Consider the following 25,969-nt stretch of genomic DNA (forward strand, 5'->3'; position numbering starts at 1 on the left):
CTAGCCCACCTTGCCGGCGAGGTCGTCCGCCAGCCCGTCCAGGACCGACTTCGCGCCCTTGCCGCCGTAGATCTCCTGGAGGGCCGCCGCCCAGCTGGTCGTCGCGTCGAAGAACTGCGCCTGCGGGGTGAACTGGATCTTCGTCTGGTCGACGACTGTCTCGAAGGTCTCCAGGAAACCAGGCAGGTGCCGCATCTTGTCCTTGTACGCGGCGTCGTTCGCGACCGACTTGCGCACCGGGTCGATGTGGTTGTGCCTGATCGCGCCCCTGCGCAGGTGCTCCTTGCCGGTCGCCCACTGCAGGAACAGCCAACTGGCGCTCTTCTTCTTGCTCTTGGCGTTCATGCCGAGCGACCAGATCCACATGTTGGTGGCGAGCGAGCCGTCCGGTCCCTTCGGCCCGGGGTGGAAGGCGATCTTCCCGGAGGCGGGGCTCGCGCCCTTCACCGCCTGGAAGTAGGCGGCCGTGTCGGCGTCGAACAGCATCCCGGCCTTCTTCGCGCCCAGGTCGCTGGAGCACTGGTACCAGGTGTACGACGTCCAGGACGGCGGCCCGCCCTGTTTGACCATGCGGGCCCAGTCCTCGGTGAAGGCGACGGCCTCGGGGCTGTTCATGGCGGGGGTGAGCTTGCCGCCGTCGACCGTGAAGTCCTTCAGCCCGTTGCGGGCGTACATCGTCATGAAGCCCGGGTGGATGGTGGCCCAGCTCCTGGACCCGCGTACGGCGATCCCGTACATCCCGTCGAAGCCGGCGCCCGGCGCCTTGCGCTTGATGGTCCCGGCGAGTTCGGTCAGCTCGTCGAACGTCTCGGCCGGCTTCACGCCGAGTTTCCCGAACACCTCGGTGTTGTAGGCGACGACGTTCGTCTCCCAGCCCCACGGCAGGGCGTACTGCCCGCCCTTGCCGAGTGGCGCGCCCGCCTTCAGGGACCACTGGTCGGCCTGCAGCAGGTTCGGGAAGAAGTCCGCTTGGTCCCATTCGGAGGCCGTCGCGGAGGAGTTGCGCATCCAGGGCCCGAGGTCCTCCAGCCAGCCCGGCGGCCCGTACTGCCACACCATGTACGCGCCGAGCATGAAGACGTCGTAGGAGGCACGCCCGCTGGACAGGTCCACGGTGAGCTTGTCGAAGTAGTTGTCCTCGGGGAAGACGTCGTACTCGACCTCGATGCCCGTCCGTGCGGTGAACGACTTGAGGTCGGCGATGAGGGCGTCGGTGTACGGGTGCTTGTTGAGCAGGGCTTTGACGGTGGTGCCCTTCTCCCGCTTCCAGTCGAAGGAACCGGTGACGTCGTCCGCCGCCGAGCCGTCGCTCTTGTCGTCGTTCCCGCCGAAACCGGCGCCGCAGGCCGCGAGCAACGGGGTGGCCGCCGCCGCGGCGGCGAGGGTGAGGAAGCGTCGGCGGTCGTGCACGTGCGTGTCCATCCGTACCTCCGCGTGGAGCCTGGTTAACACGTCGAGTCGACTCGTTAACAGAGGGTGGAACGGCTGAAGTTGGGCGTCAATCCCTCGCGCACGGGAAAATATCGGGGCACAGTGAGAAGTTCACAGATCCGGCTGCGACGGCGTGGGAGGTTCCGGATGGTGAACGACGGTGCGGGCGAGGGCGAGGCCGCGGACACGGGTGCGGGCTGGCTGGGCATCGATCTGGGCACACAGGGCGTCCGCGTACTGCTCGTCACCGCCGACGGCACGGTCCTCGGCCGCGGCTCGGCCCCGCTGACGGGACGGCGGGACGGCGTGCGGCACGAGCAGGACCCGCTGCTGTGGTGGGCGGCGCTGTGCGATGCCTCGCGGGCGGCCCTGCGCAGCGCGCCCCCGGGCCGGCCGATCGGCGGACTCGCGGTGTGCGGCACGTCCGGCACGGTCCTGCCGACGGACGGCGCGGGCCGCCCGGTCGGCCCCGCGCTGATGTACGACGACGGACGGGCGAAGACCCAGGCCGCCCGGGCCCGGGAGGCGGGGCTCGCGGTCCAGGACACCTGGGCGCTGCCGAAGGCGCTGTGGCTGCTGGAGGAGTACCGCGGCACCTCGCTGCGCCTGGCGCACCAGCCCGACCTGGTCGTCTCCCGCCTCACGGGCGAGCCGCCCCCGGCCGACTCCAGCCACGCCCTGAAGACGGGCTACGACCTGGAGCGCGCCCGCTGGCCGCAGACCGCCCTGGCCGCACTGGGCGTCCCCGACGGCCTGTTCCCGGACGTCGTCCCGCCGGGGACGCGCCTCGGCGAGGTCGGCCCGGCCGCCGCCGACGCCACCGGCATCCCCGCCGGCACGCCGGTGTTCGCGGGAATGACCGACGGCTGTGCGGCCCAGATCGCGTCGGGCGCGCTGCGTCCCGGCTCCTGGAACTCCGTGCTCGGCACCACGCTCGTGCTGAAGGGCGCCGCCCGCGACCCGGTCCGCGACCCGGCCGGCGTGGTCTACAACCACCGTGCCCCGGACGGCACCTGGCTGCCCGGCGGGGCGTCGAGCGTCGGGGCCGGGGCGCTCGCGGCGCACTTCCCGCGGGCCGACCCGGCCGAGATGGACGCACAGGCCAGGGCGTTCGAGCCGTCGAATGCGATCGCCTACCCGCTCGTCTCGCCGGGGGAGCGGTTCCCGTTCCGGGCACCCGGGGCGACCTCGTTCGTCCTGGGCGATCCCGTGGAGGACGCCGATCTGTGGGCCGCGCTGCTCCAGGGCGTCGGCTTCGCCGAACGTCTGTGCCTGGACTACCTGCACCACCTCGGCGCCCCTCTGGACGGCCCGCTCACCTTCACCGGCGGCGGTGCCCGCAGCCCGTACTGGAACCAGCTGCGCGCCGACATCCTGGGCCGCCCGGCCCGCGTCCCCGAGCAGACCGAACCGGCCCTGGGCATGGCGGCGCTGGCCGCGTACGGGGCGTCGGGGACCGGCGCGCTCGCGGACGTCACCGCACGCATGGTCCGCGTCCGCACCGTCGTCGCGCCCCGCCCGGGGCGCACGGCAGCCTTCGCCGAGCCGTACGCGCGTCTCGTCGACGCCCTGCGGGAGCGCGGCTGGCTGCCCGGCCCGGTCGCCGCGCACGCGTACGGCCGGCTGAACCGGGATACTTCCGCCTCATGAGTACGACCCTCCTGCTGGTCCGCCACGGACAGACCGTCTGGCACACCGAGAACCGCTACGCCGGCATCAGCGACATCGACCTCACCGACACCGGCCGCGCCCAGGCCGACGCCCTCGGCCGGTGGGCCGCCACCCACCCGGTCGACGCGATCTGGACGTCTCCGTTGTCCCGCGCCGTCGCCACCGCCGAGCCCGCCTGCCGCGCCCTCGGCCTCACCCCCCAGAGCGAACCCCACCTGCGTGAATGCGACTTCGGGGTTCTGGAGGGCCGGACGCTCGCCGAGTTCGAGGCCGAGGACCCCGAGTGGGCCGCGGCCTACCGGGCCGACCCGGTGGAGCACTCCTTCCCCGGTGCCGAGGACCCGCTGGCGGCGGCGGCCCGCGGCGTGCGCGCCCTGCGGGACATCACCGCCGCCCATCCCGGCGAACGCGTCCTGGTCGTCGCCCACAACACGCTGCTGCGGCTGGTGCTGTGCACCCTGCTGTCGATCCCGGTGAGCGAGTACCGCAGAGTGCTCCCGCGGTTGCGGAACGCGGCGATCAGTGAACTGCGCATGAACCCCGACGGTTCCGCCGCACTCCTCTCACTCAATGTGCCGTGCGAGACCGAAGTGCCGTAGCAGTATGGGCACATGACGCAGATCGACACGTCGGTGCCGCACTCGGCCCGGATCTGGAACTACTGGCTGGGCGGGAAGGACAACTACCCGGTGGACGAGGCGGCCGGTGACGCGTACACCGCCGTCTTCCCCGGCATCGTCACCATCGCCCGCAGCAGCCGCGCCTTCCTCGGCCGCAGCATCCGGTACCTCGTCCGGGAGGCGGGCGTGCGGCAGTTCCTCGACGTCGGCACCGGCCTGCCGACCGTCGACAACACCCATGAGGTCGCCCAGCGGCTCGCCCCCGAGGCGCGGATCGTCTACGTGGACAACGACCCGCTGGTCCTCGCGCACGCCCGCGCCCTGCTCACCTCCACCCCCGAGGGAGCGACGGCGTACGAGCCCATCAGCCTCTTCGAGCCCGAGGAGGTCCTCGCGGCCGCCGGCAAGACCCTCGACCTCACCCGCCCCACGGCCCTGATCCTCAGCGGCATCCTGGGCCACGTGGCCGACTACGACCAGGCCCGCGACCTGGTCCGCCGTCTCCTGGCCGGCCTGCCCTCCGGCAGTCACCTCTCCCTCAACGAGGGCTCACGCGGCACGGACCCGGCCTACGAGCAGGCACAGGACGCCTACAACGAGACGGGCGCGGTCCCGTACTTCCTGCGACCGGTCGAGCAGATCGAGGCGTTCTTCGAGGGCCTGGAACTGGTGGCACCGGGCGTGGTCTCGGTACCGCTGTGGCACCCCGAGCCGGGCGCCCCCACGGACCCGATCGGCCAGCACGGCGGCCTGGGCCGCAAGCCGTGACGCGCACGGCTGCGCGCTCCGGGGGCCCGAAGTGGACGCACGGCGCATAACGGGCCGTCCGGATGGGCAGAGCTGCCCCATGTCCGGCACGAGCGACCCCACCGCCCCCGGAGTGCAGGTGTGCTCACTGAAGGTCGACACACCTCAGCTGATCGCGCCCGGCACCACGTACAAGGTGGTGCGGTTCCCCTTCGGCGCGGCCGAGCCCACCGATCGTTTCGAGATGCACCAGGCCGTGCAGCCGGACGGCTACGTGGTGTCCAACTGGGCGACGGACGACCGCAGCGGGCTGATCTGGCCGTCGAAAGCCGGCTGGGGCCAGCTCCACGCGATGATCCAGTGGGAGGCGGCGAGCGCCTCCAACGGCTACACGGAGCTGCGCGACCAGTTCGTGCGCGACCCACTGGGGCTGACGCCGACTCCGAACGACACGACGGCGACCGAGCATCGGCCGCCGTCGCCGGGCGGGCAGTTCTTCGTCAAGAGCCACGGCATCTTCGTCGACCCGGGCATGCCGCTCGCCCTGCGGGTCACGCACGACGACGCCACGTCGAGGCTGCTGACCTTGGCCGAGTTCAAGCTGGTCATCCACCACGCCGCCTAGGCACGGGAGACCCCCGCGAGTCACGTCCTCGCGGGGGTCTCCTTCTCTCCGCCTGCCGTGCGTGAAGGGTGAGAAGACGATCACGAGGCAGGACGCTTCACGGCCTCAGGGGGCCAGCAACAGCACATCCGATCGGGACTTGGCGGCCTGGTGACGACGGGCCACATCCTGCCAGTTGACGACCTGCCACATCGCCTCGATGAAGTCGACCTTCTGGTTGCGGTACTGCAGGTAGAAGGCGTGCTCCCAGGCGTCGAAGACGAGGATCGGGGTGGCGCCCTGGCCGACGTTGCCCTGGTGGTCGTAGACCTGCTCCACGATCAGCCGCCCGCTCAGCGGCTCGTAGGCCAGCACTCCCCAGCCCGAACCCTGCGTGGTGGCCGACGCCTTGGACAACTGCGCCTTGAACCGCGCGAAGGAGCCGAAGGACTCCGTGATCGCGTCCGCGAGCTCACCCACCCCGTCCTGCGCCAGCGGCTCCCCGCCACCGTCCTTCGGGCCGGTCATGTTCTGCCAGTAGATGCTGTGCAGGATGTGCCCGGACAGATGGAAGGCCAGGTTCTTCTCCAGCCCGTTGATCGACCCCCACGTCTCCTTGTCCCGCGCCTCGGCCAGCTGCTCCAGCGTGTCGTTGGCGCCCTTCACATAGGCGGCGTGGTGCTTGTCGTGATGCAGCTCGATGATCTCGGGGCTGATCACGGGGGCGAGCGCGGAGTAGTCGTAGGGCAGTTCAGGCAGCGTGTAGACGGGCATGGGCGGGATCCCCTCCGGACCTTATTGCAATAGGCTTGCAACTGCACGCTAGCAGCAGGAGGGCCTCTGGTGGGGCCCGGGCACGTGAAAGGCCCCCGCGTGTGTCGCGGGGGCCTTCGGCGGTGGGCTTCCTACTGCTTGGCCCGGGCCTTCTGCCACGCGTACCCGACCGCCGCCAGGACCAGGATCATCCCGCCCGTCGAGTACAGCTGCACCCGCGTGTCCGGCTCCCGGGCCATCAGGACGAAGACCGCGGCCATCGCGGCCAGGGCGACCCAGGTCAGCCAGGGGAACGCCCACATGCGCACGGCCAGCTTCTCGGGCGCCTCGCGCTCCAGGCGGCGGCGCAGGCGCAGCTGCGAGACGGCGATGAAGATCCAGACGACCAGGATCACCGCGCCGATCATGTTCAGCAGCCAGGCGAAGACGTCGTTCGGCCGCCAGTAGCTCAGCAGCACGCACAGGAACCCGAACACCGAGGACGCCAGCACGGCGATCCGCGGCACCCCGCCCGAGACCCGGCCCAAGCCCTTCGGGCCCTGCCCGCGCTCCACGAGCGAGTAGGCGATGCGGGAGGCGCCGTAGACGTTGGCGTTCATGGCGGACAGCAGGGCGACCAGGACGACCACGTTCATCAGCTGGCCGGCGCCGGGGATGCCGAGCTGGTCGAGGGCGGCGACGTACGGGCCCTTCTCGACGACCGCCTTCGAGTCCCAGGGGACGAGCGTGACGATGACGGCCATGGAGCCGACGTAGAACAGCGCGATGCGCCACATCGCCGTGCGGACCGCGCTCGCGACGCCCTTGACGGGGTTCTCCGACTCGGCGGCGGCGATGGTGACCGTCTCCAGACCGCCGTAGGCGAAGACCGAGGCGAGCAGGCCGATGACCAGGCCCTCGCCGCCGTTCGGCAGGAAGTCGGTGAGGTGACTCGCGCCCGGCGAGTCCGTGCCGGGCAGGACGCCCGCGATCGCCAGGACGCCGAGCACCAGGAACAGGGTGATCGCGCCGACCTTCAGCGCCGCGAACCAGAACTCGAACTCGCCGAAGTTCTTCACGGCGGCCAGGTTCGTGCCGCAGAAGACGACCATGAACAGTGCCACCCACGCCCACTCCGGCGTGCCCGGCAGCCAGCCGTGGACGATCTTCGCGGCGCCGATGCCCTCCAGGCCGACGGCGGTGCAGAGCAGCACCCAGAACGACCAGCCGGCGGTGAATCCCGCCCAGGGGCCGATCGCCCGCTCGGCGTGCGCCGAGAACGACCCCGACGACGGATACGCGGCCGACATCTCGCCGAGCATCCGCATCACGAGCATCACGAGGGCACCGGAGAGGGCGTAGGCGACCACGATCGACGGACCGGCCGCGGCGATACCGGCACCGGAGCCGACGAACAGACCGGCCCCGATCACCCCGCCGAGGGCGATCATCGACAGGTGGCGCTGCTTCAGGCCATGGGAGAGGGAGACGTCGTCCGCGCTGGGCGGCGTCCCCGTGGTGGTGCTGCTGGGCATGGGCGCGACTCGTCCTATGCGTGAGGGGCGTACGAGGGCAAAACGCCGCCAGTGTCGGATGCCTCTCCGCCTGACGGAGAGGCATCCCAGCATGTGGACGGTCGTGTCGCTCTGTGTGGCTATGCGGCGACCGGCGTGTAGTGCGAGGCGTCGCCCTCGATGACGTAGCTCTCCTTGCCCTCGATCCCGACGGGGATGTCACCCGCGACGGTGACCCGGTGCAGGCGGCGCGGCAGGCCGTCGTAGTTGTCGATGGCGTAGTGCTGGGTGATGCGGTTGTCGAACAGGACGAGCTGGTTCGGCGACCAGCGGTGGCGGAGGATGTTCTCCGGCCGGGTGACGTACGCCTGGAGCAGGTCGAGGATCTTGCGCGACTCGCCCGGGGAGAGGCCCACGATCCGCTGCGCGAAGCCGCCGATGAACAGGCCGCGCTCGCCCGTCAGCGGATGCACGCGGACCACCGGGTGGACCGTGCGGTACCTGATCGAGGTGAACTGCGCGCGCCGGGCGGCCTGTTCCTCGTCGACTTCCTCGTCCGGGACGGCGTAGTCGTAGTCGTTGGTGTGCTCGGCCCACAAGGTGTCGGCGAGGCTGCGCAGCGACTCGGGCAGGTTGCGGTACGCGGCGGCCGAGCTGGCGATCAGCGTCTCGCCGCCGTACGGCGGGATCGTGATGCTGCGCAGGGTGCTGGCCTGCGGCGGGTTGAGGACGAAGGTGACGTCGGTGTGCCAGTGGTTGGCGGCCCGGCCCCGCTCGCTGTCGACGGGCAGTACGTTCGGGGCGTCGGCGATGGACGACACCGTCGGGTGAGCGGTGGTGATGTCGCCGAAATGACGGGCGAAGGCCTGCTGGCCCGCGTCGTCGAGGCCTTCCGCGTCGAAGACCAGGGCCTTGTGGGTGTTGAGCGCGTCCCGCAGGGCGGCGTAGGTCTCCTGGCCGAGGGGCCGGGTGAGGTCGACGCCCTCGACTCGGGCGCCGATGTTCGCGGTGACCTTGTGGATCTCGATGGCCATGACGGGTTCCTTCCGGAGGACGGGGGTTCGGACGAGGGCGGGGGCTCAGACGAGGGCGGGGGCGTTGACGTGCTGGTTGGCGGGGCGCGGGAGGCCGTAGCGCTCCCGCAGGGTGCGGGGGGCGCCGCCGTACTCGGTGCGGAGCAGTCCCCGGGCGCGCAGGATCGGGACGACGTGGTCGACGAAGGCCTCCAGGCCCAACGGCAGCACCGCGGGCATGATGTTGAAGCCGTCCGCGGCGCCCGAGTCGAACCACAGCTCGATGGTGTCGGCGACCTGTTCGGGCGTCCCGGCGAAGGTGAGGTGCCCGCGGCCGCCGCCGAGCCGGCCGATGAGCTGCCGCACGGTGAGCCGGTCGCGCCGGGCCAGCTCCACCACGAGCGTGTAGCGGCTCTTCGCGCCCTCGACGGCGCTTTCCGGCGGCAGGTCGGCGGGGAGCGGGCCGTCCAGCTCCAGGGTGCCCGGGTCGAGCTGAAGCAGCCGCTCCAGGCGGTCCACGCCGTGCGCGTGCACGATGTGGTCCTCCAGGAGCCGCTCGTTCTCCAGCGCCTCGGCCTCGGTGGAACCGATCACCGGGACGATGCCCGGCAGCACCTTGATGTGCCCGGCGTCCCGGCCGGCGGCGACGGTCCGGGACTTGAGGTCGGCGTAGAAGGCCCGCGCGTCCTCGATGGTCTGCTGGGCGGTGAACACCGCCTCCGCGTACCGGGCGGCGAACCGCTTGCCGTCCTCGGATGAGCCGGCCTGCACGAGCAGCGGGTAACCCTGGGGCGTGCGCGGCACGTTGAGGGCGCCCTCGACGCTGAAGTACCGGCCCCGGTGGCGGGGCGGGTGGATCTTCGCGTCGTCGCCCCACACGCCCGCCGCCTTGTCGGCGACGATCGCGTCGTCCTCCCAGCTGTCCCACAGCTTCAGCGCCACGTCGAGGAACTCGGCGGCCCGCGCGTACCGCTCGGCGTGCGCCGGCTCGGCGTCCAGACCGAAGTTGCGGGCGGCCTCGGCACCGGCGGTCGTGACGATGTTCCAGCCCGCCCGGCCACCGCTGAGGTGGTCCAGCGTGGCGAACTTCCGGGCCAGGTTGTACGGCGAGTTGTACGACGTGGAAGCCGTGGCGATCAGGCCGATGTGCTCGGTCGCCGTAGCCAGCGCGGTCAGCAGCGTGATCGGCTCCAGCGCCCCGGCGGGCCGCTGTGCGAGGTTGTTCCACAGCTGTGGGCCGTCGGCGAGGAACAGCGAGTCGAAGGTGCCGCGCTCGGCGATCCGCGCGAGCCGCACGTAGTGGGCCAGGTCCACGTGCGCGTACGGGTCGCTCTCCGGCAGCCGCCACGACGCCTCGTGGTGGCCGGTGTTCATCAAGAACGCGTTCAGGTGGAGCTGTCTGCGGGTCATCGGTGGTCCTCCGTGACACCGAGCGCGGCCAGCAGCCGCTCCCGGTATTCGCCGAGCAGGGGGTCGCGGTACGACCGCGGGTGCGCGCGGTCGATGGTGAGGTCGAGGCCGATCCGGCCCTGGTCCAGGACGAGCACCCGGTCGGCGAGCACGATCGCCTCGTCCACGTCGTGGGTGACCAGCAGCACCGAGGGCCGATGGCGCTCCCACAGCTCGCGGAGCAGGCCGTGCATCCGGATCCGGGTGAGCGCGTCCAGCGCCCCGAACGGCTCGTCGGCCAGCAGCAGTTCCGGCTCCCGTACGAGCGATCGGGCCAGGGCGGCGCGCTGGGCCTCCCCGCCGGACAGCTGGCCCGGCCAGGCCCGCTCGCGGCCCTTCAGCCCCACCTCCTCCAGGGCCTCCCGCCCCTTGCGCCCGGCGTCCTTGCCCTCCGCGCCGAGCAGCACGTTGTCGAGGACCCGCCGCCAGGGCAGCAGCCGGGAGTCCTGGAAGACCACCGACACCCGCTCGGGGGCCGTGAGCTGCCCGGAGCCCGTGACGCCGTGGTCGAGCCCGGCGATCGCCCGCAGCAGGGTGCTCTTGCCGGAGCCGCTGTGCCCGAGCAGGGCGGTGAGCTGTCCGGCGGGCAGGTCGAGGTCGATGCCGTCGAGGACCGTGCGCCCGTCGAACGACCGGGTCAGGCCGCGCAGTCGGACGGCGGGCCGGGTCAGCTGCTCAGTGTGCGGCGCCATGACAGCACCCTCCGTTCGATCAGACGGACCGCGCTGTCGGAGACCAGGCCGAAGACGCCGTAGACGACCAGGCCGACGAGGATGACGTCCGTCTGGCCGTAGTTCTGCGCCTGGAACATCATGTAGCCGAGGCCGCTGGTGGCGTTGATCTGCTCCAGCACCACCAGGCCCAGCCAGGAGCCGGTGACGCCGAGCCGCAGCCCGACGAAGAAGCCGGGCAGGGCGCCGGGGATCACGACCTGCCGGATGAACCGGTACTTCGACAGGCCCTGGACTTCGGCGAGTTCGACGAAGCGGCTGTCGATGCCGGACAGCGCGGCGTGCGTGTTCAGGTAGATCGGGATGTAGACGACGATCGCGATGATGGCGATCTTGAAGGTTTCCCCGATGCCCAGCCACAGGATGAACAGCGGGATCAGGCCGAGGGTGGGGATCGCCCGGTTGAGGTTGACCGTCCCGTCGATCAGGGCCTCGCCGGTCCGGGTCAGCCCGGACGCCAGCGCGAGCAGGATGCCCACCACCAGACCGATCGAGAAACCGGTGGCCGCGCGCTGCAGCGACGTCAGGATGTCGTCCGGCAGCGTGCCCGCGGTCCACAGGCGGCTGCCCGTCTCCAGCACCGTCCACGGGGCCGGGATCGCGCCCGGGTCGAGCAGCCCGGCGGCGGAGGCGGCACTCCACAGCCCGAGCACGGCGGCCGGCCCGACGAGCCGGGTGGCGGGCAGCCGCTTGCCGGGAGCCAGCCGCCGGCGCCTGCGCACCTGGTGCGTCCCCTCCACCGGGGCGAGCGCCGCGGGAGCCTGCGCGGTCGTGTGCGCCGTGTGCGTCGTGTGCGTCGTCGTGGTCACGGCGGTCACCTCCGGTACTCCGCGGGTACGGCCTTGGCCGCGAGGGACTCGAAGCGGTGGTCGAAGAGCTCGGAGACGTCGAACTCCTTCACGAAGCCGCCCTCCGCGAGCAGGTCGGCGGTCTCCTGCTCCCACCTGATGGCCTCGTCCCAGCGGGGTGGGAACAGCGGCTTGTTGGCGAGCGCGGTGACGGCCTTCGCCTGGGGGAGCGTCAGGTTCTGCGTCCCGACGTAGAACTGCTCGTTCCACTCGTCGGGGTGCTCGTAGGTCCACACCTGGCTCTTCGCCCAGTACGGGATGTACGCGGCGATCGCGGCGGCCTTCGCCTTGTCGTTCAGCACGGAAACCGGCGCCCACAGCAGGTTGAGCAGGTCCACCACGTCGGTGGTGATGGTCCGGGCCGACCTGTACTTCGCCAGATACGCCGGCGCCTGGGTGTTGGCGAGCGGGGCGATGTCCACCTGCCCGGACTGCAGGGCGGTGAGGAACTGGTTGCTGGTCAGCGACACCAGCTCCACGTCGTCGTACGCCAGCCCGGCCTTCTTCAGCGCCCGCAGCAGGACCACGCCCTGTGCCTGGCCCTGGGAGAAGGCGAGCCGCTTGCCCTTGAAACCGGCGACCGTACGGATGTCGCTGCCCGGCTTGGTGGCGAAGAGATAGTTGGGCTTCCGGGTGATGTTGATCGCCACGATCTTCGCGTCGAAGCCCTGATAGTGCGCCTGGATCGGCGGGATGCCCGCGTTGTTGGCGACCTCCAGGGACTTCGCGCGGAAGGCGTTGATGACATCGGGACCCGCGCCGATGTTCAGCCAGTCGGCGACCTTGAACGGCAGATCCCGGAACCCGGCCAGCTTGAACTGGAGTTGCTGCGCGTCCTGGTACGAGGCGATCTTCAGGCTCGTACCGGCGGGCACCTTGGAGGCCAGGGGAGCGTTCGAGGCCTCCTCGGCGGCGGCACTGCTGTCCGCGCAGCCGCTCAGTCCGGCAGCCGCGGCCGTCACGCCGAGCAGTGAGGTCAGGAACAGACGCCGGTCGAGACCGGGCAGGGGAGGAGAGGGCATGGGAGGACTCCCTGATCATGGAAGACGGCACGGCACACGGAATTCCGCACGGGAATGGCCGGCAGGGGAATTCACGTGAATTTCACACGGGGAAGAAGAAGGCGCTCCGTGAACGGGCGCCTGGGCGCGTCAACGGGTCAGCAACAGAGAGTGCGACAGCTCGTGAGCGGGGTCATGAACAGGATGTTCCTGGTCATCGGGCCTTCCTGTCAACATTCCGAGTTTCTGAATTAAATAGCCTCAGGTGACGCGGCCAGCGGATCCCGGTAGAGAACGTCGAGCGCCACCGAACCGCCGGCCACGGCCAGTACGGAATCCGTGAAACTGATCGGTGAGACGGTCGCGGCGCGATCCGCTCCGACCTCTTCCCGCAGCGCGGCGAGACAGTCCGCCCGGTGCATGGCCCCGACCTCCGTCACGACCACCCGCTCGGGGTTCAGCACGTCCTGCAGCAGCCCGACGGCACGGCCCACCCGCCGCGACCGCTCCCGCAGCAGCCGCCCCGCCACCGGGTCTCCGGCCGCCGCGGCGGAGACCACATGCATCGGGTTCACCCCGTCGACGACCCCCGCCTCCCGGGCCAGCCGGCACAGCGTCCGCTCGCTCAGCTCGACCTGGAGGCAGCCCACCCGGCCGCACGCGCAGGGCTCCGTCCCACCCGGCACCGGCAGATGGGCGATCGACCCCGCCTGCGAGCGCGGCCCGTGGTGCACCTCGTCGTGGGTGGCGAACGCCGAGTCGACCACGTTGCCCGCGAACAGGTGCAGCACACTGCGGCTGCCCCGCGCCCGCCCGAACAGCCGCTCGGCGTTCACCAACGCCCGCGCGTGCCCGTCGACATGCACGGGCAGCCCGGTACGCGCCCCGAGCACCTGGCGCACCTGCACCTCGCGCCAGCCGAGCAGTGGATGCTCCACGACGGTGCCCGAGTCCCGGTCCACCCAGCCGCCCGTCGCGAAGCCAACCCCCAGCGCCCTGCTGCGGGGAGACCCGGCGAGCAGCGCCGCCAGCGCGTCGGCGGCCCGTCCCAGCACCCGCGCGGGCTCGGTGCCCGCGTGCTTCACCTCGCTGCGGGCCACCACCTGCCCGCGCAGGTCCAGCAGCGCGACCGTGGTGTACGGCACCGCCACGTGCACGCCGCCCACCACGAACCGGGAGTCGTCCAGGTCGACCGGCAGGTGCGGTCGGCCCACGCCCTTGGAGCGCCGCAGCTCGGCGGACTCACGGATGAGCCCCAACTCGGCGAAGCGGGAGCAGTAGTCGGTCACCGACGCGGGCGACAGCCCGGTCAGCCGGGCGATGGTGCTGCGCGCGACCGGCCCGTGCTCCAGCACGGACCGCAGGACGACGCTCGCGCTGGTGCGACGCCGGTCGCTGTCGGACGCACGGGGGACGGGGGACGTGAGAAGGGGAGCCGCGGTACGGGGCATGGGATTCTTCCTGGAGGCCGGTCCGACACTGCGCCGTTTCGATCGGCGGGCCGGATCCCTCCGTCCCGCCTCACCGAGGGCGGCGACAGGTGGCCGTGCCCTGGCGTCGCAGGTCGACATAGCGACGCGACGAGAAGTACCGGGCCTGGGCAACCATGTCCGCGACGCTAGCAAAGCGGTGCCGGGCTGCCCAGCCGGCGACCGACGGGCGAGACGGTGCGCACTGCGTCTTTGGGGGAAACTTACAGACACCTCTCGGCCCGTTCCGGTGCCACGCACCACCTCACCACCGTGACCGGAGTCACCTCGAACCCGATGTAGGAGGCACCCTTTGTCCGAAGCCAACCAAGAGCGTGTTCGTGCCTTTGTCGAGCGCTGACGGTGATCAGGGTGAGGGCGCTGGGATAGCGTCACGGTGTCCCACCGGCCCTCACTCTCGCGGAGTCCCCATGAGCACCGCTGCCGCCACACCGTCCCGCACCGGACAGGTCCTCGCCGACCTGCTCCCCGCCTCCCGTGTCCGGGACGCGGCCCTCGTGCTCGGCGGCGCCGCGCTCACCGGCCTCGCCGCCCAGATCTCCGTGCCCGTGCCGGGTTCCCCGGTGCCGGTGACCGGCCAGACCTTCGCCGCGCTGCTCGTCGGCACGTCCCTCGGCGCCGGCCGCGGTTTCCTCGCGCTCGCGCTGTACGCCGTGGCGGGCATCGCGGGTGTGCCGTGGTTCGCGCAGGGCACCTCGGGCGTCGCCCCCTCCTTCGGTTACATCCTCGGCATGATCCTCGCCGCCACCGTCGTCGGCGCCCTGGCCCGCCGCGGCGCCGACCGCTCGGTGCTGCGCACGGCCGGCGCGATGCTGGTGGGCGAGGCGATCATCTACGCCATCGGCGTGCCCTACCTGGCCCTCGCCACCGGCATGTCCGCCACCGCCGCGATCGCGGCCGGCCTCACCCCGTTCCTCATCGGCGACGCGCTGAAGGCGGCTCTGGCCATGGGTGTCCTGCCGACGGCCTGGAAGTTCGCGAACAAGCGCTGACACCGCAGGCGTTGCCGTGAGGCCCGCCGGGGGCGCGATGCCCCCGACGGGCCTCACGGCGTCCGTGCCCGCCCGGCAGCCGTCGGATTCAGGCCTCCTGAGTTCCCGGTCGCCGCCGTTGCGACCACCACAATCCGGCCACACCCGCCGCGAGCAGCGACGCGCCGGTCGCGCCCAGCGGCAGCAGATCGCTCGCCGGACCGGTCTTCGGCAGTTCCTTCCCGCCCGGCCCCGCCGGCTCGTTGTCGGTGCCGAGCAGCAGGGGTGTGGCGGGGGCGTCCGGCGACGGGTTGCTCGTGCCGAACGGCACGGGGCCCTGCTGCCAGAACGTCTTCTTCCCGTCGCCCGTCTGCACGGGCAGGCAGATCCTCCCGCTCTTGCCGAGGTCGAACGTCGCGTCGACGGCGTACGACTTCGACTCACCGGCCGCGAGATTGTCGATCGGGCATGCGAATCCGCTGTTCGAACCTTCCGGAAGTTCCTTCTCGGGTATCTCCGAACACCCGCCGACCCCCTTGACGGCAAGCCCGTCGAAACCGACGACCAAGAGCCTGATCTTCCCGCTGTCCTTGTTCCCCTCGTTCTTCACCGAGGCGGTAATCGCCGTCTTTTCTGAACTGTTGTCGACCGAGATCTTCCCGGGCAGTGTCGTGGTCGGCTTCACCCCTGCCGGGGCTGCGTCAACCACCTTTCCCCCCTTGCTGCTTGCGGGTCCGTCGTCTTCCGCGCCGGCTGTTCCGGAAAGGATCATCACCGCCGAGAAAGATGCCATGACCAGCGATGCCGTGATCGACATCGTGTGACGAGAACTCATGTTCGTCCCCCTTGCGTCCCCCTGGGCTGCGCCTGAATTCGCAGCACTGAAAGAGGTACCACAAGATTTCCCCGCACTATCCTGGTACGGCACGAAGTGTGACCGTTGTGTTTCACTGGAGACGGTCGCGGCGTCGTGGAGGGGGTGCAGCGAATTGCCGGGGAATGCGAACAGCGGTGGTGTTCCAGGGGTATTGGTGGCGGGGCGCTATCGGTTGGTCGAGAGTATCGGCCAGGGGGGAATGGGACGGGTGTGGCGAGCCGTCGACGAAATACTCGACCGGCTCGTCGCCGTCAAGGAAATGCGGATCGACGGACTCGACGCGGAGGACAGCAGGACCCGCCGTGAACGCACCCTGCGCGAGGCCAGGGCCACGGCCCGGATCGACCACCCCAACGTCGTACGGGTCTACGACGTCGTCGACGAGGGCGAACGCCTGTGGATCGTCATGGAGTTGGTGGCGGGCCGCTCCCTGGAACGGATCCTCGCGGAGAGGGGTTCGCTGAGCCCCGGAGAGACGGCCCGCATCGGACTCGGTCTGGTCGCGGCGCTGCGGCAGGTGCACGAACGGGGCGTACTCCACCGTGACATCAAGCCCGGGAACGTCCTCGTGGAACACGCGGACGGCGTGGCCGGATCCGGACGCGGCAACGGCAGCGGTTCCGGCCCCGGACGGCGCGTCGTCCTCACGGACTTCGGCATCGCGGCGATCCAGGACGCCAAGGCACTGACCATGGTGGGCATGCTGGTCGGCTCGCCCGACTACATGGCCCCCGAGCGCATCTCAGGCCGCCCCCAGGGCCCGCCGTCCGACCTCTGGTCGCTCGGCGCCACCCTCTGTGCGGCCCTGGGCGGCCGCTCCCCGTTCTCCCGCGACACCACACTGGCGACCCTGCACGCGGTCCTGTACGAGGAGCCGGAACTCCCCGCCGCCTCAGGCCCGTTGCGGGACATCCTGACGTCCTTGCTGGCCAAGGAACCGTCGGCCCGCCCGGACCTGGAGACTCTGCAGACGGCACTGGAGCCGGTGGGATTCCCGGCCTCCATACCTACGGTGGCGGATGAGGAGCGCTCGCCCCGTCCGGATCCCGCCCCCGACCTGCCCACCACCCTCGGCGGACAGCGGGCAGCCCCGGAACCGCAGCCACAGGCAACGTCCCCCGCACCTCCACCCGCGCCCGCACCGGACCCCGCCCCCCTCCTCCCCGCGCCCCGGGACCCCCGCAGCCCTGCCCCCGTCCCGGAGCCGCACCACCACCCGCACCCCGCACCCACGACGACGTCCGCGAATTCCCAGACCCCCGTCTCCCTGACGCGCGCCCAGGCGGAGACCGAGTGCCGCCCTCAGCCCACGCCCCAGCCGATGCCGCCGGGCGAACTGCCCGGCCCGCCCACTCCGGCCGCGCCCCGCCGCCACCCCGGTCGCCGTACGGCGCTCACCGTGGCGGCGGCCACTCTCGCCGCCGCCGGAACCGTCGCGGCGATCCTGCTGGCGACGTCAGCGGGACCACCAGGCGACGGCGACGAGACTCCCCGCGCGGGATCCTCGGCGTCCGCACCGGCCACCACAAGCGACACCACCGGGAACACCAGTGGAGCCACCACCGCGGACACCACCCCCTCGCCCACCGTCGAGGGCACCGCCAGGCCGCAGACCCTGCCGCCCGGCACGCACCGGGAGGCCGGTGGTTTCGCCTGGGCGACACCCGACGGCTGGCGGCGGGACGTGAAGACGGGCGCGGAGGTGCACTACACCTCCCCGGACGGCTCCCAGGAGCTGGTCGGCAAGTCCTCCCTGGCCCGCGGCGACCTGCTGGAGACCTGGCAGACCTCGGAGCGCAACGCCCAGCAGGGCCAGGACTACCGCAAGATCCGCCTGGAGGAGACGACGTTCCGCGGCCACCCGGCGGTGGTGTGGGAGTACACCTTCACGCTGAAGGGCGTCCACTGGCACGCCCGCCTGCTCGGCTTCGACGTGACCGGCAAGTCGTACCAGGTCAACACGTGGTACGAGGCCGGGATCGAACAGGAGGCACTCGCCACCTACGAGAAGGTCAGGAACAGCTTCACGGTGCTGTAGGCACGGCTCGGGGCTCGTGAGGGGCAACGAAAAGGGGCCTGTGGTGCGCGCGACAGCACACACCACAGGCCCCCGTCCGAGACGAACGGCGAGCGGCCGCGGGATCAGCCGGCCGACACCTCGTTCCGCTCCTCACCCTGGGCCTGCGGGACGTCGGCGGCCGTACGCTCCCCGCGCACCCCCTTCTTCACGAAGGCGATGACGAGCACCACCGCAGCGACGAGCAGCGACAGCAGGATGGTCTGACGCCCGTCGTGCTCGGTGTCGGTGAGCATGTAGCCGAGGATGAACACGATCAGCGCGGCGGTCGCCCAGGTCAGGTACGGGTACAGCCACATCTTCACGACGAGCTTCTCGGGCGCCTCGGCCTTGATGATCTTCCGCATGCGCAGCTGGGAGAAGCAGATCACCAGCCAGACGAACAGGGCGACCGCGCCGCTGGAGTTCACCAGGAAGAGGAAGACGGAGTCCGGGAACTTGTAGTTGAAGAACACGGCCACGAAGCCGAAGGCGACCGACGCGAGGATCGCCGTGCGCGGCACACCGTTGGAGGTCGTGCGGGCGAAGGCCTTCGGCGCGTCACCGCGCTGACCGAGGGAGAAGGCCATGCGGGAGGCGGTGTAGAGGCCGGAGTTCAGGCAGGACAGCACCGAGGTCAGCACGATGAAGTTCATGATCTGACCGGCGTGCGCGATGCCGAGGGAGTCCAGCGCGGCGACGTAGGAGCCGTCCTTGGTGATGGACTTGCTGTCCCAGGGCAGCAGGCACACGACGACGGCGATCGAGCCGAGGTAGAAGACGGCGACACGCCAGATGATGCTGTTGGTGGCCTTGGTGACGGCCTGCCGCGGGTTCTCGGACTCACCGGCGGCCAGGGTGGCGATCTCGCTGCCCATGAAGGAGAAGACGACGAGCAGCACACCGGTGAGGATGGCGCCGGCCCCGTTGGGCAGGAAGCCGCCGTGCGCGGTCAGGTTGCTCACCCCCGCCTGCTCGCTGTCCACGCCGGGCAGCAGCCCGAACACGGCCAGTCCGCCGATGACGATGAACGCCGCGATCGCGACGACCTTGATGCCCGCGAACCAGAACTCGAACTCACCGTAGGAGCCGACGGACACCAGGTTGGTGGCGGTCAGCACCAGCATCACGATCAGGGCCCAGCCCCACTGGGGCACGGCCGGTATCCAGCCCTCCAGGATCACCGCACCGGCGGTCGCCTCGACCGCCAGCACGACGACCCAGAAGAACCAGTACAGCCAGCCGATGGAGAAACCGGCCCAGGACCCGAGGGCCCGGTCGGCGTGCGCGGAGAAGGAACCCGAGGTGGGGTTGGCGGCCGACATCTCACCGAGCATCCGCATCACCAGCACCACGAGCGTGCCGACGAGGGCGTACGACAGCAGGATGCCGGGCCCGGCGGTGGCGATACCGGAGCTGGACCCCACGAAGAGTCCGGCGCCGATGACACCGCCGATGGCGATCATCGACAGATGCCGGTTCTTGAGCCCGGCCTGCAGTCCGGAGCCCTCGGCTCCGGGTTCTCCGGGCCCTCCGGGGTCGTTTCCGGTCTTGTTCAGAGTCGGCTGCGAGGTCATGGAACGGATTTCCTTTGCGCCGGGGAGCTGTACTTCCGTACGGCGCCGCACCAGCCGCACGAAAGGGGTGTTTCGCGGCAGCGCGGTGTACGGGTGGCTCGTACGAGCGGTGTACGAGCCGGTCCAGTGAATCGGAGGCGAACGAATAGGAGAACCTTTGAATCCAGATTGTTACTTGAGGTTTTCCTGAGGTTCAGTAATGGGGCTCACAGTCGCCTCAGTTTTTTGTGAGCGCCACCCCGCGCGCCTTCCCCGAAACACCCGTGTCACACTCGTCCCATGCGCGTGTACCTCGGCTCGGACCATGCGGGCTACGAACTCAAGAACCACCTCGTCGAGTGGCTGAAGGCGGCGGGTCACGACCCCGTCGACTGCGGCCCGCACATCTACGACGCCCAGGACGACTACCCGCCCTTCTGCCTCCGCGCAGCGGAGCGCACGGCCGCGGACCCCGACGCCCTCGGCGTCGTCATCGGCGGCTCGGGCAACGGCGAGCAGATCGCCGCGAACAAGGTCAAGGGTGTCCGGGCGGCCCTCGCCTGGAGCGAGGAGACGGCGTCCCTGGGCCGCCAGCACAACAACGCGAACGTCGTCGCGGTGGGCGCGCGCATGCACTCGCAGGACGAGGCGACGAAGTTCGTGGAGACCTTCCTCGGCACCCCGTTCTCCGGTGACGAACGTCACATCCGCCGGATCGACATGCTGTCGGCCTACGAAACGACCGGCGACCTCCCCCCGATCCCTCCGCACCACCCGCAGCAGTAACCCACCGGACCCCGCGCCCCGGCCCGGAGAAGCCGGGGCGGCCGCGGGGGCAGGGGCCGACTCCGGGCCCGGCAGGGAGTGGGGGCGAACCCCCCGAGGGGTGCAGGGGACGCAGGCCCCGCCGGGGTCCGGGGCGGAGCCCCGTGACCCCGGCCTCGTGAGTAGCTGTGTCCGGTGGGCGGGCAGAACCCGGGGTCCGGGGCGGAGCCCCGTGGCCTCGGCATCGTGAGGAACCGTGTCGGCCGGGCGGGCAGAACCCGGGGTCCGGGGCGGTGCCCCGCGACCTCAGCCTTCCGCCCCCGCAGGCCCGGCCGGGCAAAGGCGACGTTCACAAGGAGCACCCGTGCCGGAAGGCCACACCATCCACCGCCTCGCCCAGGACTACGCCGCCGCCTTCCTCGGCACACACCCCCGCGCCACCAGCCCCCAGGGCACATTCGCCCCCGCCGCCACCCTCCTCACCGGCGCCGAACTCACCCGCACGGAAGCCCACGGCAAGCACCTCTTCCTCGGCTTCCGCGACACCGACTGGATCCACATCCACCTCGGCCTGTTCGGCAAGGTCACCTTCGGCCCGGCCCCCGAGCCGCCCCCCACCGGCACCGTCCGCCTCCGCCTGGCGAACGACACCACCTACGTCGACCTGCGGGGCCCCACCACCTGCGCCCTCATCACGCCCCCGGAGAAGCAGGCGATACACGACCGCCTCGGCCCCGACCCGCTCCGCGGCGACGCCGACCCGGACCGCGCCCACCGCCGCATCACCCGCAGCCGTACGACGATCGCCGCCCTCCTCATGGACCAGAAGGTCATCGCCGGCGTCGGGAACGTCTACCGCGCGGAGGTCCTCTTCCGGCACGGCATCGACCCGTACCGCGCCGGCAAGGACATCACCCCCGCCGAGTGGGACGCGATCTGGACCGACCTCGTCGACCTCATGCACGAGGGCGTGCGCAACAACCGCATCGACACCGTCCGCCCGGAGCACACCCCGGAGGCGATGGGCCGCCCGCCGCGCGTGGACGACCACGGCGGCGAGGTGTACGTCTACCGCAGGGCCGGTCTGCCCTGCCATGTCTGCGGCGGCGAGATCCGCACCGCCGGTCTCGCCGCCCGCAACCTCTTCTGGTGCCCGGCCTGTCAACGCCCCTGAAAGGAGCGGGCGTCCGTCAGAACCCGTGCGGCAGCCACGGCGCCACCGCCGACCCGAACCCGAGCGACGCCTCCGCCAGCGCCCCCCGCCGGATCTCCCGCACCCGGCCCGCCGCCGCCAGCGCGGCCAGCGACACGCCCCCAAGGTACGCCGCTCCCAACTCCCGCACGGACAGGGCGAGATCCGCCGCATCCGTCGTACGCTCGCAGGACGCCCCCTTCGGGTCTCCGGTCAGCCGCCAACGCCCGGCGTTCCACGGGCAGAACGCGTCCTCCACCTCGAACACCACATCCACCGGGGCCTGATACGTCCGCGCCTCCAGCGCGGCGCCCACCTCCACCGGCCGCACGTACAGCGAGTCCCGGAACCACGGATGACAGCGTCGCTGGTCGGACACCAGGTACTGCCACGCGTCGTCCACCGGACGCGACCGCACGGTCACCTTCGAGGTCAGGTCGATCCCGAACAGGAAACGCCACAGCGCCGCTTCGGCCGCCGGGGCCAGCGCCGCCAAGTCCTCCACGACCACCTTGCCGTTGGACCCGGACAGTTCCCATTCGGGCTTGACCCGGTACCGCGCGTACCCGACCGTCTCCCCGTCCCGCTCGGCGAGCACGCACTGCAGAGGCGACGCCCCCTCCCGTCCACCCTCCGGATCGAGCACCCCCAGCCGCTCCCAGCCGGGCCGCCGGGCCAGCATCCCGGGCCGCTCCGGAACCAGCCGGGCATACAACGCCTCGCACACGTCGAGAACATCGGCCGGCGCCGCGTACCGCACCCGTACGTCATCCGTACCGTCCGGCACCGACAGCCCGACCCGGGTGGTGTCGATCTCGGCGGCCAACGACAGGGTCGCGTTGCCGTATCCGAACCGCCCGTAGATCGCCGGCTCGGAGGCGGTGAGTACCGCCAGCGGCTCTCCCCATGCCCGCACGTCGTCCAGCTGCCGCCGCATCATCGACGTCAGCAGGCCGCGCCGGCGGTGCGTGGCGGCCACGCCGACCATCGTGACGCCCGCGACCGGCAGCGACGCGCCGCCGGGCACGGTCAGCCGGAAGCTGAAGGCCCCGGCCGTCCCCACGCACTCGTCGCCGTCCCAGATGCCGAGGGAACGGTCGTACTCGGTCAGCGAGCGCCACAACTCCCGCTCCTCGGCTGACTCCGGCACCCCTCCGAAGGCCCGGAGCAGGGTGTCGTACCACTTGTCCCAATCGTCCTGCCGCAGGACCCGCAGACCGGGCGAAGGGGCGTTCCCGTCAGTTGCCATGAGCCATGCCTACCAGGACGATGCGGGGCGGGCGAGGCATTTTCCGCCGGGCGGAGGCAGGGCCGAGCACGGTGAAGTTCACTGTGATGTCGGCCCTCGGACGGGGGACAAGTGGGACCTCCCGTGCCAAGGGGCTGGTCCGATGGATAGGGTCCCGAACTAATGGCATCAGGACGAGAGCGGCGCGCGGAAGCCGAGACGTTCACGGCCCGGTTGAAGAAGCAGTGGCACCGGGTCCGTGTCGGCGTGCGCCGGGCCGCCGTCGACTACTTCCGCGGCAACGGCTCCGACTGGATCGCCCTGGCCGGTCTGCTCCTGACCGTCCCGCTGATCGCGGCGGCCACGCTGGGTAACTCGGTGTGGTTCTCACCTGCCGCGCTGGTACTGCCCGTGGTCGTGGGCGGTCTGCTGCTGCGGCCCGCCAGCCTCCTCGGCCTCTACGCGGCCGCGGCCACGGCACTGATCGTGGAGTCGGTGCAGCTCGGCCCGTACACGGAGGGCCCGTCGAGGGTCACCCCGGGTGTCGTGCTCGTGGTCGCTGCCTGCGGCTTCTTCGGGCTGCTGCTGGCCCAGTTCCGCAGCCGGGTCGGCGTGCCCTGGCGGCGCGGCGGCACCATGCTCTTCGACCTGCGCGAACGCATCCGGGTGCAGAGCAAGTTGCCCGACCTGCCGGCCGGCTGGCACCGGGAGATGGCCCTGCGCCCGGCCGGCGGCCAGTCCTTCTCGGGCGACTTCGTGGTGGCGGCGCGCACCAACGGCGGCCGTACGCTGGAGGTCGTCCTCACCGACGTCTCCGGCAAGGGCATGGACGCGGGCTCCCGTGCCCTGCTGCTGTCCGGCGCGTTCGGCGGCCTGCTCGGCTCCCTCCCGCCGCACGCCTTCCTCCCCGCCGCGAACGGCTACCTGCTGCGCCAGGACTGGGACGAGGGCTTCGCCACCTCCATCCACCTGGTCCTCGACCTGGACTCCGGTGACTACGAGCTCTACTCCGCGGGCCACCCGCCGGGCCTCCAGCTCAGCGCCGGCACCGGCCGCTGGGAGGAGAAGGCCGCCGAGGGCCCGCTGCTCGGGGTGTACGACGGTGCCCAGTTCGACCCGGTGAAGGGCTCCCTGCGGGCCGGGGACGTCCTGATGCTGTTCACGGACGGCCTCGTGGAGACCGCCGACCGCGACATCGTCGAGGGCATCGACCGCCTCACCGGGGAGGCCGACCGCTATGTGGCCGGAGGCTTCCAGGGCGCCGCCTGGCACCTCATCGAGGCCGTGGCCAAGGACGTCAACGACGACCGGGCCCTGCTGCTGATCTGCCGCGAGGGGCCGACGTCCGCCGCGACCCGCTGACGCACGGTCCACATTCCCCCAGCTCGGTGGCAGCGATGAGGCGTATTGACATCGACGACCCCGAAGTCGACATGGACAGCTCGGAGCGCTTGTACTGCAACGGCGAACCGTTCACCGGTGAAGTGACCGAGCACTTCGGCGAGAGCATGATCGGCCTCGACGCCTACGTCGACGGTTACAAGGACGGGCCGTCCCGCGAGTGGTACAGGGACGGCACGCTCCGGTCGGAGGGAGTGCTGCGGGGAGGGCTGCCCGTCGGTGAGTTCAGAGAATGGCATTCCAACGGCGTGCTTGCCGCCAAGCAGGTGTTCGCCGAAAACGGGATGACGCTCTTGGAAGACCGCAGCTGGGACGAGTGCGGGCGACCGACTCGGCTGCGAGAAGGATGACCGGGGACGCCGGGTCGTCCGGCACATCCCACAGCTGGGCTCCGGCGCGAGCTTGCCCGATGTGAGTCTGTACGGGCGGAGTTGTACCGGTCGGACGCTCAAGGGGCCGATCTCACCGGGGCCGATCTGACGGGCGCCTCCCCCGTGCGCATGAACCTGAGAACAGGTGGTCTCCGGATGTGGGCCGCGCAGCAAGTGCGGTTGCTTGGCGCCCTGTTGTCGCCCTGGGTGTCGGGCTCCTCGCGAACATGTGGTGCTTCTGTGAGTACCCCGGACCCCGATTGCACGGGCAACTGCCGTGTTGATACTGATGATGGAGAGACTTGAGGCGGCCGAGAGCGGTCGCCGAGGTAGCCCACACGGGGGAGGCGAGTCAGCGGTATGAAGTTCGACATGGGTGCGCAGACGTTGTCGTCGTTGCAGCGTGACACGCGTGGTTCGACGGATGATCTGGGTGGTCTGGTCCGTCAGTTGGTGGCGGCGGCGCAGCCGCTGGAGGGCAAGTTCAACGGTTCGGGTCGTGTGATGTTCGACCAGTTCAAGACGCGGGCGGACCGTATCGCGTCGGATCTGAACTCGTCGTTGTCGGCGATTCTGGGCGGTCAGTCGGGGATGGACTCGGCGTTCTCGTCGGGTGACCAGGAGCAGGGTGACAACGCGCGTCAGCAGATGTCGGCGGCGAATTTCGACGCGGCGCGTTTCCGCTGATCGGTGCCGGTGTTCGCCGGGCTGGTTGCTGGTGTTTTCTTTCTCGGGGAGTGGTGTGTGATGGCGGGTGCGGGTTCGGATCGTCGGTCGTACGACATGGGTGCGTCGTCTGATGCGCAGTCGAACATCCAGGTGGTGATCGGCCGTCTGGAGTCGTTGATCGCTCAGCGTGACAAGCAGGTGAAGGCGGCGATGGCTGACTTCACGGCGGACGGTGTCGCGGATGAGTACCACGGCAAGGAAAAGCGGTGGAACAACGCCTCGCAAGAGGTGAAGAACATCATCCACCTTCTGAAGACGACGCTGGAGAAGAACGACGGCACGGCGCAGTCGACGATCCAGCGGGCGAAGGCGGCCGTCGACAACATCGGCTGATATCGCCGCTGTTTGTCGCGTCGCGAGTGTCTTGTCTGTTCTGTTCGGTGTGGTCGGTAGTGGTGTGTGACGGGGGTTTGTGGTGCCCGGCTGGGAGTTGAAGCCGCAGGGTATTTCTCATGTGCTGAAGACGACGGGTGATGCGGCGTCGAAGCTGGAGAAGTACGCGAAGGCGTTCGGTGAGCATCTGACGTCGGCGGCGTCCAGTGCGGGCACTGTTTCCGCCGAGGGCGGCGGCGAGGGCGGCGGTGAGAAGGCGCAGGGTGGCCTGGTGGCCCTGGCGTTGTCGCAGTACGCGGAGCACGCCACGAAGGATCTGAAGTTCGTCGCGGCGCGGGCGGGTAAGTCGTTGCAGGGCGTGGTGGACGCGACCACGGCGTATCTGAACGGTGACGAGGAGATGGCGGCCGAGGCACAGCGCAACACGCTGAAGGCGCCGCCGGTGGATCTGCCTGGAGTGGGAAAGAAGTGATCCAGCCGGAGAAGATCCCGCAGTTCACCGGAAACCTCGAACAACTCGAGACGGATTACGCGGACCTGAAGAAGGACGCGGGTCATGTCCGGGACGCCGGCGGCGACATCCACTCCCGGTTCCAGGGCCTGTCGGCGTATTACGAC

At 70.6% G+C, this 25,969-nt stretch carries 25 protein-coding genes and 1 pseudogene; 14 read left to right on the forward strand and 12 right to left on the reverse strand.

Annotated elements, in window-relative coordinates; translation table 11 throughout:
- On the reverse strand, positions 1-1,422 hold the full coding sequence (locus ADK65_RS20670) for an ABC transporter substrate-binding protein (RefSeq protein WP_053671802.1): 1,422 nt from the start codon (positions 1,420-1,422) through the stop codon (positions 1-3).
- A gap of 156 nt (positions 1,423-1,578) precedes the next feature.
- On the opposite strand from ADK65_RS20670, the gene ADK65_RS20675 reads away from it, so the two are divergent.
- The 4 genes from ADK65_RS20675 (at position 1,579) to ADK65_RS20690 (ending at position 5,094) form a co-directional block, all read left to right on the forward strand.
- Complete coding sequence (locus tag ADK65_RS20675) at positions 1,579-3,081, forward strand: FGGY-family carbohydrate kinase (RefSeq protein ID WP_053671803.1); 1,503 nt, start codon at positions 1,579-1,581, stop codon at positions 3,079-3,081.
- Positions 3,078-3,701: a histidine phosphatase family protein gene (locus tag ADK65_RS20680; protein WP_053671804.1), complete on the forward strand. Its 624-nt coding sequence runs from the start codon at positions 3,078-3,080 to the stop codon at positions 3,699-3,701. Before ADK65_RS20675 ends, ADK65_RS20680 begins: the two co-directional genes overlap by 4 nt.
- Before the next feature lie 12 nt (positions 3,702-3,713).
- On the forward strand, positions 3,714-4,490 hold the full coding sequence (locus tag ADK65_RS20685; protein WP_053671805.1) for an SAM-dependent methyltransferase: 777 nt from the start codon (positions 3,714-3,716) through the stop codon (positions 4,488-4,490).
- A 79-nt stretch (positions 4,491-4,569) separates the two neighbouring features.
- The gene (locus ADK65_RS20690; protein WP_053671806.1) at positions 4,570-5,094 is read left to right on the forward strand and encodes a hypothetical protein; all 525 of its coding nucleotides are present in this window, start codon (positions 4,570-4,572) and stop codon (positions 5,092-5,094) included.
- Between the two features lie 105 nt (positions 5,095-5,199).
- Here the strand turns inward: ADK65_RS20690 and ADK65_RS20695 are convergent, their stop codons facing one another.
- The 8 genes from ADK65_RS20695 to ADK65_RS20730 all read right to left on the reverse strand — a co-directional run bounded on the left by ADK65_RS20695 (position 5,200) and on the right by ADK65_RS20730 (position 13,833).
- Complete coding sequence (locus tag ADK65_RS20695) at positions 5,200-5,847, reverse strand: superoxide dismutase (RefSeq protein WP_053671807.1); 648 nt, start codon at positions 5,845-5,847, stop codon at positions 5,200-5,202.
- Between the two features lie 131 nt (positions 5,848-5,978).
- A complete protein-coding gene (locus ADK65_RS20700; protein WP_053671808.1) occupies positions 5,979-7,361 on the reverse strand; it encodes an amino acid permease in 1,383 nt (460 codons plus the stop codon).
- 119 nt (positions 7,362-7,480) lie between these two features.
- The gene (locus ADK65_RS20705) at positions 7,481-8,374 is read right to left on the reverse strand and encodes a TauD/TfdA dioxygenase family protein (RefSeq protein ID WP_053671809.1); all 894 of its coding nucleotides are present in this window, start codon (positions 8,372-8,374) and stop codon (positions 7,481-7,483) included.
- A 45-nt stretch (positions 8,375-8,419) separates the two neighbouring features.
- Positions 8,420-9,763: an LLM class flavin-dependent oxidoreductase gene (locus tag ADK65_RS20710; RefSeq protein WP_053671810.1), complete on the reverse strand. Its 1,344-nt coding sequence runs from the start codon at positions 9,761-9,763 to the stop codon at positions 8,420-8,422.
- Positions 9,760-10,494: an ABC transporter ATP-binding protein gene (locus ADK65_RS20715; protein ID WP_053671811.1), complete on the reverse strand. Its 735-nt coding sequence runs from the start codon at positions 10,492-10,494 to the stop codon at positions 9,760-9,762. Before ADK65_RS20715 ends, ADK65_RS20710 begins: the two co-directional genes overlap by 4 nt.
- Positions 10,470-11,351 (reverse strand): ABC transporter permease, encoded by an 882-nt coding sequence (locus ADK65_RS20720; protein ID WP_078956070.1) that lies wholly within the window; start codon positions 11,349-11,351, stop codon positions 10,470-10,472. Before ADK65_RS20720 ends, ADK65_RS20715 begins: the two co-directional genes overlap by 25 nt.
- Positions 11,348-12,403, reverse strand: coding sequence for an ABC transporter substrate-binding protein (locus ADK65_RS20725; protein ID WP_053671812.1), 1,056 nt, complete (start codon positions 12,401-12,403; stop codon positions 11,348-11,350). The genes ADK65_RS20720 and ADK65_RS20725 overlap by 4 nt, the downstream gene beginning before the upstream one ends.
- A 230-nt stretch (positions 12,404-12,633) precedes the next feature.
- Positions 12,634-13,833, reverse strand: coding sequence for an ROK family transcriptional regulator (locus ADK65_RS20730; protein ID WP_053671813.1), 1,200 nt, complete (start codon positions 13,831-13,833; stop codon positions 12,634-12,636).
- A 449-nt stretch (positions 13,834-14,282) separates the two neighbouring features.
- On the opposite strand from ADK65_RS20730, the gene ADK65_RS20735 reads away from it, so the two are divergent.
- The gene (locus tag ADK65_RS20735) at positions 14,283-14,864 is read left to right on the forward strand and encodes a biotin transporter BioY (RefSeq protein WP_053671814.1); all 582 of its coding nucleotides are present in this window, start codon (positions 14,283-14,285) and stop codon (positions 14,862-14,864) included.
- Positions 14,865-14,952: 88 nt separating this feature from the next.
- On the opposite strand, the gene ADK65_RS20740 is transcribed toward ADK65_RS20735, so the two are convergent.
- Positions 14,953-15,678, reverse strand: a complete 726-nt coding sequence (locus tag ADK65_RS20740) for an LPXTG cell wall anchor domain-containing protein (protein WP_053671815.1) — start codon at positions 15,676-15,678, stop codon at positions 14,953-14,955.
- Positions 15,679-15,871: 193 nt separating this feature from the next.
- Between ADK65_RS20740 and ADK65_RS20745 the strand changes: the two genes are divergently transcribed.
- Complete coding sequence (locus tag ADK65_RS20745) at positions 15,872-17,758, forward strand: serine/threonine-protein kinase (protein WP_267889747.1); 1,887 nt, start codon at positions 15,872-15,874, stop codon at positions 17,756-17,758.
- 104 nt (positions 17,759-17,862) lie between these two features.
- Here the strand turns inward: ADK65_RS20745 and ADK65_RS20750 are convergent, their stop codons facing one another.
- A complete protein-coding gene (locus ADK65_RS20750) occupies positions 17,863-19,353 on the reverse strand; it encodes an amino acid permease (protein WP_053671817.1) in 1,491 nt (496 codons plus the stop codon).
- A gap of 279 nt (positions 19,354-19,632) precedes the next feature.
- On the opposite strand from ADK65_RS20750, the gene ADK65_RS20755 reads away from it, so the two are divergent.
- Complete coding sequence (locus tag ADK65_RS20755; protein ID WP_053671818.1) at positions 19,633-20,118, forward strand: ribose-5-phosphate isomerase; 486 nt, start codon at positions 19,633-19,635, stop codon at positions 20,116-20,118.
- 343 nt (positions 20,119-20,461) lie between these two features.
- A complete protein-coding gene (locus ADK65_RS20760; protein WP_053671819.1) occupies positions 20,462-21,271 on the forward strand; it encodes an Fpg/Nei family DNA glycosylase in 810 nt (269 codons plus the stop codon).
- A 16-nt stretch (positions 21,272-21,287) separates the two neighbouring features.
- Here ADK65_RS20760 and ADK65_RS20765 read toward each other — a convergent pair whose 3' ends face one another.
- Positions 21,288-22,538: a GNAT family N-acetyltransferase gene (locus ADK65_RS20765; RefSeq protein WP_053671820.1), complete on the reverse strand. Its 1,251-nt coding sequence runs from the start codon at positions 22,536-22,538 to the stop codon at positions 21,288-21,290.
- Between the two features lie 162 nt (positions 22,539-22,700).
- Here ADK65_RS20765 and ADK65_RS20770 point away from each other — a divergent pair, with 162 nt between their 5' ends.
- The 6 genes and pseudogenes from ADK65_RS20770 (at position 22,701) to ADK65_RS20790 (ending at position 25,823) form a co-directional block, all read left to right on the forward strand.
- Positions 22,701-23,879 (forward strand): PP2C family protein-serine/threonine phosphatase, encoded by a 1,179-nt coding sequence (locus ADK65_RS20770; protein WP_053671821.1) that lies wholly within the window; start codon positions 22,701-22,703, stop codon positions 23,877-23,879.
- Between the two features lie 35 nt (positions 23,880-23,914).
- Complete coding sequence (locus ADK65_RS20775) at positions 23,915-24,268, forward strand: toxin-antitoxin system YwqK family antitoxin (RefSeq protein WP_053671822.1); 354 nt, start codon at positions 23,915-23,917, stop codon at positions 24,266-24,268.
- Positions 24,269-24,343: 75 nt separating this feature from the next.
- A pseudogene (locus ADK65_RS39950) lies at positions 24,344-24,595 on the forward strand (pentapeptide repeat-containing protein); the annotation flags it as partial.
- 54 nt (positions 24,596-24,649) lie between these two features.
- The gene (locus ADK65_RS20780) at positions 24,650-24,976 is read left to right on the forward strand and encodes a hypothetical protein (protein WP_053671823.1); all 327 of its coding nucleotides are present in this window, start codon (positions 24,650-24,652) and stop codon (positions 24,974-24,976) included.
- Between the two features lie 60 nt (positions 24,977-25,036).
- Complete coding sequence (locus ADK65_RS20785) at positions 25,037-25,351, forward strand: pore-forming ESAT-6 family protein (RefSeq protein ID WP_053671824.1); 315 nt, start codon at positions 25,037-25,039, stop codon at positions 25,349-25,351.
- Between the two features lie 121 nt (positions 25,352-25,472).
- A complete protein-coding gene (locus ADK65_RS20790; RefSeq protein WP_078956072.1) occupies positions 25,473-25,823 on the forward strand; it encodes a DUF6507 family protein in 351 nt (116 codons plus the stop codon).
- Positions 25,824-25,969 lie beyond the last annotated feature (146 nt).

Source organism: Streptomyces sp. NRRL B-1140 (assembly GCF_001280065.1).
Lineage (GTDB): Bacteria > Actinomycetota > Actinomycetes > Streptomycetales > Streptomycetaceae > Streptomyces.

Coding starts and splice junctions, on each gene's coding strand:
- ADK65_RS20670 (WP_053671802.1), bottom strand. CDS start 1,422: ATGGACACGCACGTGCACGACCGCCGACGCTTCCTCACCCTCGCCGCC.
- ADK65_RS20675 (WP_053671803.1), top strand. CDS start 1,579: ATGGTGAACGACGGTGCGGGCGAGGGCGAGGCCGCGGACACGGGTGCG.
- ADK65_RS20680 (WP_053671804.1), top strand. CDS start 3,078: ATGAGTACGACCCTCCTGCTGGTCCGCCACGGACAGACCGTCTGGCAC.
- ADK65_RS20685 (WP_053671805.1), top strand. CDS start 3,714: ATGACGCAGATCGACACGTCGGTGCCGCACTCGGCCCGGATCTGGAAC.
- ADK65_RS20690 (WP_053671806.1), top strand. CDS start 4,570: ATGTCCGGCACGAGCGACCCCACCGCCCCCGGAGTGCAGGTGTGCTCA.
- ADK65_RS20695 (WP_053671807.1), bottom strand. CDS start 5,847: ATGCCCGTCTACACGCTGCCTGAACTGCCCTACGACTACTCCGCGCTC.
- ADK65_RS20700 (WP_053671808.1), bottom strand. CDS start 7,361: ATGCCCAGCAGCACCACCACGGGGACGCCGCCCAGCGCGGACGACGTC.
- ADK65_RS20705 (WP_053671809.1), bottom strand. CDS start 8,374: ATGGCCATCGAGATCCACAAGGTCACCGCGAACATCGGCGCCCGAGTC.
- ADK65_RS20710 (WP_053671810.1), bottom strand. CDS start 9,763: ATGACCCGCAGACAGCTCCACCTGAACGCGTTCTTGATGAACACCGGC.
- ADK65_RS20715 (WP_053671811.1), bottom strand. CDS start 10,494: ATGGCGCCGCACACTGAGCAGCTGACCCGGCCCGCCGTCCGACTGCGC.
- ADK65_RS20725 (WP_053671812.1), bottom strand. CDS start 12,403: ATGCCCTCTCCTCCCCTGCCCGGTCTCGACCGGCGTCTGTTCCTGACC.
- ADK65_RS20730 (WP_053671813.1), bottom strand. CDS start 13,833: ATGCCCCGTACCGCGGCTCCCCTTCTCACGTCCCCCGTCCCCCGTGCG.
- ADK65_RS20735 (WP_053671814.1), top strand. CDS start 14,283: ATGAGCACCGCTGCCGCCACACCGTCCCGCACCGGACAGGTCCTCGCC.
- ADK65_RS20740 (WP_053671815.1), bottom strand. CDS start 15,678: ATGAGTTCTCGTCACACGATGTCGATCACGGCATCGCTGGTCATGGCA.
- ADK65_RS20750 (WP_053671817.1), bottom strand. CDS start 19,353: ATGACCTCGCAGCCGACTCTGAACAAGACCGGAAACGACCCCGGAGGG.
- ADK65_RS20755 (WP_053671818.1), top strand. CDS start 19,633: ATGCGCGTGTACCTCGGCTCGGACCATGCGGGCTACGAACTCAAGAAC.
- ADK65_RS20765 (WP_053671820.1), bottom strand. CDS start 22,538: ATGGCAACTGACGGGAACGCCCCTTCGCCCGGTCTGCGGGTCCTGCGG.
- ADK65_RS20770 (WP_053671821.1), top strand. CDS start 22,701: ATGGCATCAGGACGAGAGCGGCGCGCGGAAGCCGAGACGTTCACGGCC.
- ADK65_RS20775 (WP_053671822.1), top strand. CDS start 23,915: ATGAGGCGTATTGACATCGACGACCCCGAAGTCGACATGGACAGCTCG.
- ADK65_RS20780 (WP_053671823.1), top strand. CDS start 24,650: ATGAAGTTCGACATGGGTGCGCAGACGTTGTCGTCGTTGCAGCGTGAC.
- ADK65_RS20785 (WP_053671824.1), top strand. CDS start 25,037: ATGGCGGGTGCGGGTTCGGATCGTCGGTCGTACGACATGGGTGCGTCG.